The organism is Enterococcus sp. 2G9_DIV0600 (assembly GCF_002140615.1).
In the GTDB taxonomy this organism is placed as follows: domain Bacteria; phylum Bacillota; class Bacilli; order Lactobacillales; family Enterococcaceae; genus Enterococcus_D; species Enterococcus_D innesii.
Genome location: NZ_NGLL01000001.1, coordinates 2708653 through 2714019, shown reverse-complemented (window position 1 = coordinate 2714019; position 5367 = coordinate 2708653). Strand labels below are relative to the sequence as shown.

The window sequence follows — 5367 nt, the reverse complement described above, 5'->3', positions numbered from 1 at the left end:
CCCCTTCGACTTTCGTCAGGGGGCTTTTATATTTAAGTGCATTTAATTTTGAAGATTACCCCCAAAATATAGACCAAAAACATCGATATTATTATTAATGGTTTGATGAAAACGAGTGATATTTTTGAACGTAAATTCATCACTATGATTTTCAAAGTATCTTCTTAACTGAATAATATTTTTTAAATCATTATCTGCAACAACAGTTAATAATTCATCTTTAAATTTACCAGTCATCTCTCAAAAATCTCCTAGCTATTTTTCTTCTTTAACCACATACCGTCAATCATCTTGTTGATTGCTAAAGTATTATTATTAATTGCCACGTCAAACCATTCATCTGATTTTTGAATACAAATCATTAAAAATTGTAATTATTATATTGATTTTTGGGATTCTTTTCCAGCTGGAATGGACGAGTTAGCGAAAATTTTTAGAATGGTTGTCATGGGTGAAGATACCGTAAAAGGAATTGCATTAACTATGGAAATATTGCGGATGCTGCGACTATAGCTAAAGAAGCCTTAGAGGCGTTCTGTGACTTACTACAAGAAGAAGGAAAAGGTTGCTTTAAAGATCCAGAAAAAATTGCCAAATCATTCAACGTGCATTTACCATGAGTTATCGTTTAGGTAGACTTGCACAAGAATCCATCAATGTCGTTCTAAGTGTTCTTGTACGTGAAATTCGTGCGCTTGAAAAGAACATCAAAGACTTGGAAAAGCAATCAAGCAATTATTTGTCGGCATTCGAGAATATCAATATTTGCCCGGTGTTCCAGGTATTGGAAAGGTGTACTCCACTTAATTAATCGTTGAAATCGGTCAAATTGAACGATTGGAAAATCAAACCAAAATTTCTGATATCGAAAAGACGATTCAGTTGATTGAATCGAAAATTGACGAACTAAAAAAAGGTGTGTGAGATAGCATGTCAAAGAAACGAATTCCGGTATTTTTAGACACGGAACATGAAGATGCTTTGAAAGAATTAAAAACCTATCTGCCCGTTGACGAGGATATTAAAGACAGTCCGATGATTCGATATGCACTACTTGAATTACTTAATCGGGTGAGAAAAGAAATAAATTTCGAAAAAAAAGTATTGGATTCTTTGTCATTATTAGAGATTATGACCAATGCAAAATTGGAGCAAGATCATACCAAAATACAAGAACTTTTTTCTTCTGATGTTTATCAAGAAGCAGTCACAATGAGTAAGAAAGTTGTTCGAAATAAGAACTATCGCTTCAAAAATAGGAAGGACGAATCAAAGAAAGAAGAAAAGAAAAAGGTCAAATCTGTTCAAGAAGATGTCAAAAAAGAACGTGATTTTAATGATATTGTTTCCCAATATTTACCAAAATAATTGAGGGTTGATGATGCCACCTAGGTGCCATCGGTAGTGGTATCTGGGTTTCACTAAAAAAGCCTCAATGATATCACTTTGAAATCTCTTAAAACTCAATAGGCACAGCCTATTTTCCACCTTCTAACTAGAAGGTGGGGGTATCTACCTTATGCTCTTTCATTGTTCTAACTCTTTTAGGCACTCACAAGATTCATAATGATTAAATAGCTGGAGGTTTTCTCATGCCAAGATTTACTTTAATAATTGAAAACGAGCCATTGGTTGCGTACCTCGAACAGCGAGCTAAGAAACAAACCTTTAATACAGGAAAGAAAGTCACTCGAAACGAAGTGATCAATCAGATTCTTCAAAATGAAATGATCAATGACCTAACGAATAAGAATGACGATCCTAGTCAATCATTTGAAGGTTATTTGGATTATATGGATCGAAAAAATGCGTTACTCGCTCAATTAAAATTGACAGCTGAAGAAAGAGTATCATTAGGTGAGATCTACAAACGTCTCGCTGATTATTCGACTTTATCAAAAGCGCAAATTGAGATCATGCAAAAAGAAACGCAAGAAAAAATATGGTCGCTGAATACAGGGATGTTTGATTTCAACAATGATGATTTGACGCAACAAGAAGTTGAACAATACAAAGAATTATTCGATCGAGCGAACAAAAATGAATCTGTATTGTTTCAAGATGTGGTGTCTTTCGATACAAAAGCATTGATTGAAGCAGGCATTTACAATCCATATTCAAATGAATTAAAAAGGGAACCGTTGATCATGGCCGGTAGAAAAATGATGAACGTCCTTTATGAGAAAGAAAAATTAAATGGATCAACAATCAGTGTCGGCGAAATCCATTACAACACGGGGCACTTTCACGTAAGTTATACCGACAGCTAACGTTAAAAAATACCAAAATCCCCTTGTTATCGCCCACTTTCTTTGAATAGTTTTTACTTTCAAACTGTTTAATAAATTTTATCATAGACAAGAAGAACTAAAGATGTGTCTGAGCAGCGTGCGAATGAATCCAACGAAACAGCTGAAAAAAACAAACCAACACCGCCGCCGCTACCAAAACAAGAAACGGATCCATTTGCACAAAGCAGTTCGGCAATTGATGTGTCAAATGATGATTTACCTTTTTAATTATACAAAAGCCAATGATTGCAGAAATAAAACTCAAAAAAGTGCCAACGTTTGGTAACGTTGGCACTGAGAGAGTTGAAAATAAAAGGTGCACTTATTGGATTTTTTAACCTCATATAATCAACATAGCTTTAGCTTACTATTTTGGTAATAGCTAGTCAATTTCTAAGTGTTGAAGAATAAATAATGATTGTTGGATCGTTCAAAATAGATTTGTTGATTAAAAAAATTCTTCATGGTATTTTTAAAATGTAAAAATATTTATAAGAAGGAGTTAATTGCATGAAAAAATTGATGGTTATGTTACTTGCGTTAGGATCTTTTATGGTATTTTCACATGAGGCAAATGCTTCTACGGTTACTGATAGCGCAGAGATAAATGGTAATAGTGCAAAAGTAGAAGTGAACGATGAACAGTATTTAGAATTTGAAAAGGGGTATTTAGGTTCTTTAGAAGGGATTTCAATCGAACCAGAAAAAAGTAACAATAACGATTCTAGTTTTATAGCCGCAGCTGTTGTCCCAATCAGATCGTATAACAAAACAATTACAATGACCTTCAGCAATACAAATTTTCCATCAAGTACAAAATATAGTGAATATAAATATAATGCTTGGTACAGAGGAACTTTGACTTTCCAATCATCTAAAAAAAGTGGAAATTCTTACATTGCAACTTATTCAGGTGCATTATTTATTTCTAACTAATATTAGAGTTTGATTCTCTGATATAAGTTAATCTATAAAAAGCCCACGATGATTCTCTCGTGGGCTTTTTCGTGTCTAAAAAACAAATGACAATAGTATAAGCTACACCTTCGTCTTAGCCAAAGCCTGTATGAGTAAACCATACTCATACAACAGTGACTACTTTAATATGAAAAGAGGAAAAACGTGCGATTATTTGATGTTCACCAATTTGAATTACCTGAAAAAAAGGTGATTGATTGGGATAAAACCAAAAGAGAGATCGGATCGATGCTCTCTAGTTATCTTGTTTCAAGAGAAAGGATGGGATTGACGAGGATGCCGCCGATCCATTCAACGTATTCGCTCTTAGACCAAGATATACCAGAAATCAAACACTCTAGCTTTGTTCAAGAAAATCAGCAGTTCAAACAAGAGTTTCTTTATTTTCACCATTTATTTTCTTTGGGTCTGACGGCCACTAGCCATCCATATAAACCAGAAATCACCGATCGGAGACGAAAGATTTTTTGATGCGTTTTGTCTACGGATTATCAATCATGTGAGCGATCGGATCCATTATCAGAAAAATGTGATCGTCGATGATTCTCAATCCAGCTTACTGCAGTTTGCGAATGCTTTGTCTATTTTAGCTTTAAAAGAACAAGAGATCTCTGCCTGATGCTGGTACTTTTTTCTATTGATCACTTCGGGTTGTGTCCACAACACGGTTTCTGAAGGAGCGGTGGTGGTGGCTGGAGCGACTGAAGGAACAAGCTTATTGGCTTAAATAATGTTGATAAAAAACGCTAAAAACCTTGATAAATATAGGTTTTCAGCGTGGGTTATGGTATAATATGAGTACAGTAAAGTTTGTGACGGTGGCTATCTTTTGGAAGGTGGTGATGCTTATGAAAGTAAGTGTTCACTCTTTAGAAAGGAGAAGCTTTTTGTCTGTAGCTGAAGCATTAGGGCTAATGATTAGTTTCGGTTCTTTAATCGCAACGATCATCTTTGGCATCCTAACAGCAGTGAAAAATGACAAAAAAAAATAACCGTCTACTTTAGCAGGTCACGGTTATTTTCGTTTAAATAATAGTACTGCCACCGTCTTAAACGGTGCTGTAGGGGAGTTGTTAGCGCAACTCCTCTTTACATAGTTAGTATAGCAAGATTTCAGTGAAATATCAACCTTTTGCTCTACAGATGTGCCTTGCACGTCTATTTTTTTTGCCCTCCTAAGTGGTGGAAACGGCTGGAACGTAGAGGGCAAAAAAGATCGCTTTTCTTTCTTAAAAAAAGGCCTAAGTACCACCATTGTTTCGTAATTTAACAAACTATTTCCTCGGTATTCTAAATCCATCAGGTACTTGAAATACCTTTCATACGCATGAAGAAACTGAGTGAACAATGAAAAATTCTGAGACATTGAATAGAGCTACTGTTAAATAATGAATTATATTTTGTCTACCTGAATTTTGTTTTTTGAAGTTTCCAAAAAATAGTTATCAATATAAAACTTGATTTTCTCAAAGTCCCTCTCTAAAAATAAAATTGTAGGTACCTTAATAACAGGTAGATTGTGTTTATTAATGAATGCTACAAAGGAATCTGGGATAACAAGTATATCGACAGTACCTTTATCTTCTGGGTAATCTGCTGTTACATTATAATATTCAGAAAAATAAGCTAATAAATCATCTATATTACGTCTAGCGTGAGTAGCGAATATTGTAGTTGTTCCTATACCAGAATTTGAAGTTAGCGTAAAACATATTTTCGACATAGTTTAATCCCCTTTTTTTATAGTATAACACTAAATTTAAATTTGAGAAAGGGGTTACAATATCATGAGATTAAAACATTTTATAAAATAACATAAAAATAGATGATGCTAAATTGGATAAATACCAAGTGTCTTGAACATATTGTTTGAAGCAAAATAAATTTTACTTTTTAGAATAAAAACGATGTATGTAATTAAAATAAAACGTATTATTAATACAGCTCGTTAAATAATAAATCCTTTATAACTAATGAATCAAGTTGATAAAAGGTAGTTTAATCCTTGCAAAAAAATTGATAGAATTGAGGACGTATTTGAAAAAAAAGGAAATGGAAGACGTTTGCTGGTACTGTTGCAAAGGCATGTAATCCTTAA

At 33.8% G+C, this 5367-nt stretch carries 8 protein-coding genes and 1 pseudogene; 7 read left to right on the top strand and 2 right to left on the bottom strand.

Translation table 11 applies throughout. The annotated features are described in order from the left end of the window. Positions 1 to 42: 42 nt before the first annotated feature. A complete protein-coding gene (locus tag A5870_RS12980; protein WP_086293246.1) occupies positions 43 to 237 on the bottom strand; it encodes a hypothetical protein in 195 nt (64 codons plus the stop codon). A 272-nt stretch (positions 238 to 509) separates the two neighbouring features. On the opposite strand from A5870_RS12980, the pseudogene A5870_RS17810 reads away from it, so the two are divergent. The 7 genes and pseudogenes from A5870_RS17810 to A5870_RS12945 form a co-directional block, all read left to right on the top strand. Then, positions 510 to 804, top strand: a pseudogene (locus A5870_RS17810) (IS110 family transposase); the annotation flags it as partial. 126 nt (positions 805 to 930) lie between these two features. Beyond that, on the top strand, positions 931 to 1368 hold the full coding sequence (locus tag A5870_RS17405) for a hypothetical protein (RefSeq protein ID WP_170924071.1): 438 nt from the start codon (positions 931 to 933) through the stop codon (positions 1366 to 1368). A 224-nt stretch (positions 1369 to 1592) separates the two neighbouring features. Continuing rightward, on the top strand, positions 1593 to 2270 hold the full coding sequence (gene mobL, locus A5870_RS12965) for a relaxase MobL (protein WP_249270014.1): 678 nt from the start codon (positions 1593 to 1595) through the stop codon (positions 2268 to 2270). A gap of 105 nt (positions 2271 to 2375) precedes the next feature. Further along, entirely contained in the window at positions 2376 to 2519 is a 144-nt protein-coding gene (locus A5870_RS12960; RefSeq protein ID WP_242596012.1) for a hypothetical protein, read from the top strand. Positions 2520 to 2801: 282 nt separating this feature from the next. Further along, a complete protein-coding gene (locus A5870_RS12955; RefSeq protein WP_086293244.1) occupies positions 2802 to 3227 on the top strand; it encodes a hypothetical protein in 426 nt (141 codons plus the stop codon). Between the two features lie 186 nt (positions 3228 to 3413). Further along, a complete protein-coding gene (locus A5870_RS12950; protein WP_242596013.1) occupies positions 3414 to 3740 on the top strand; it encodes a transcriptional regulator in 327 nt (108 codons plus the stop codon). 377 nt (positions 3741 to 4117) lie between these two features. Beyond that, positions 4118 to 4261: a putative holin-like toxin gene (locus A5870_RS12945; RefSeq protein ID WP_221928441.1), complete on the top strand. Its 144-nt coding sequence runs from the start codon at positions 4118 to 4120 to the stop codon at positions 4259 to 4261. A 401-nt stretch (positions 4262 to 4662) separates the two neighbouring features. Here A5870_RS12945 and A5870_RS12935 read toward each other — a convergent pair whose 3' ends face one another. Then, positions 4663 to 4992 carry a hypothetical protein gene (locus tag A5870_RS12935; protein WP_086293240.1) on the bottom strand — a complete coding sequence of 110 codons (330 nt, stop codon included), beginning with the start codon at positions 4990 to 4992 and terminating at the stop codon, positions 4663 to 4665. Between the last annotated feature and the right edge of the window lie 375 nt (positions 4993 to 5367).

Coding starts and splice junctions, on each gene's coding strand:
- A5870_RS12980 (WP_086293246.1), bottom strand. CDS start 237: ATGACTGGTAAATTTAAAGATGAATTATTAACTGTTGTTGCAGATAAT.
- A5870_RS17405 (WP_170924071.1), top strand. CDS start 931: ATGTCAAAGAAACGAATTCCGGTATTTTTAGACACGGAACATGAAGAT.
- mobL (WP_249270014.1), top strand. CDS start 1,593: ATGCCAAGATTTACTTTAATAATTGAAAACGAGCCATTGGTTGCGTAC.
- A5870_RS12955 (WP_086293244.1), top strand. CDS start 2,802: ATGAAAAAATTGATGGTTATGTTACTTGCGTTAGGATCTTTTATGGTA.
- A5870_RS12945 (WP_221928441.1), top strand. CDS start 4,118: ATGAAAGTAAGTGTTCACTCTTTAGAAAGGAGAAGCTTTTTGTCTGTA.
- A5870_RS12935 (WP_086293240.1), bottom strand. CDS start 4,992: ATGTCGAAAATATGTTTTACGCTAACTTCAAATTCTGGTATAGGAACA.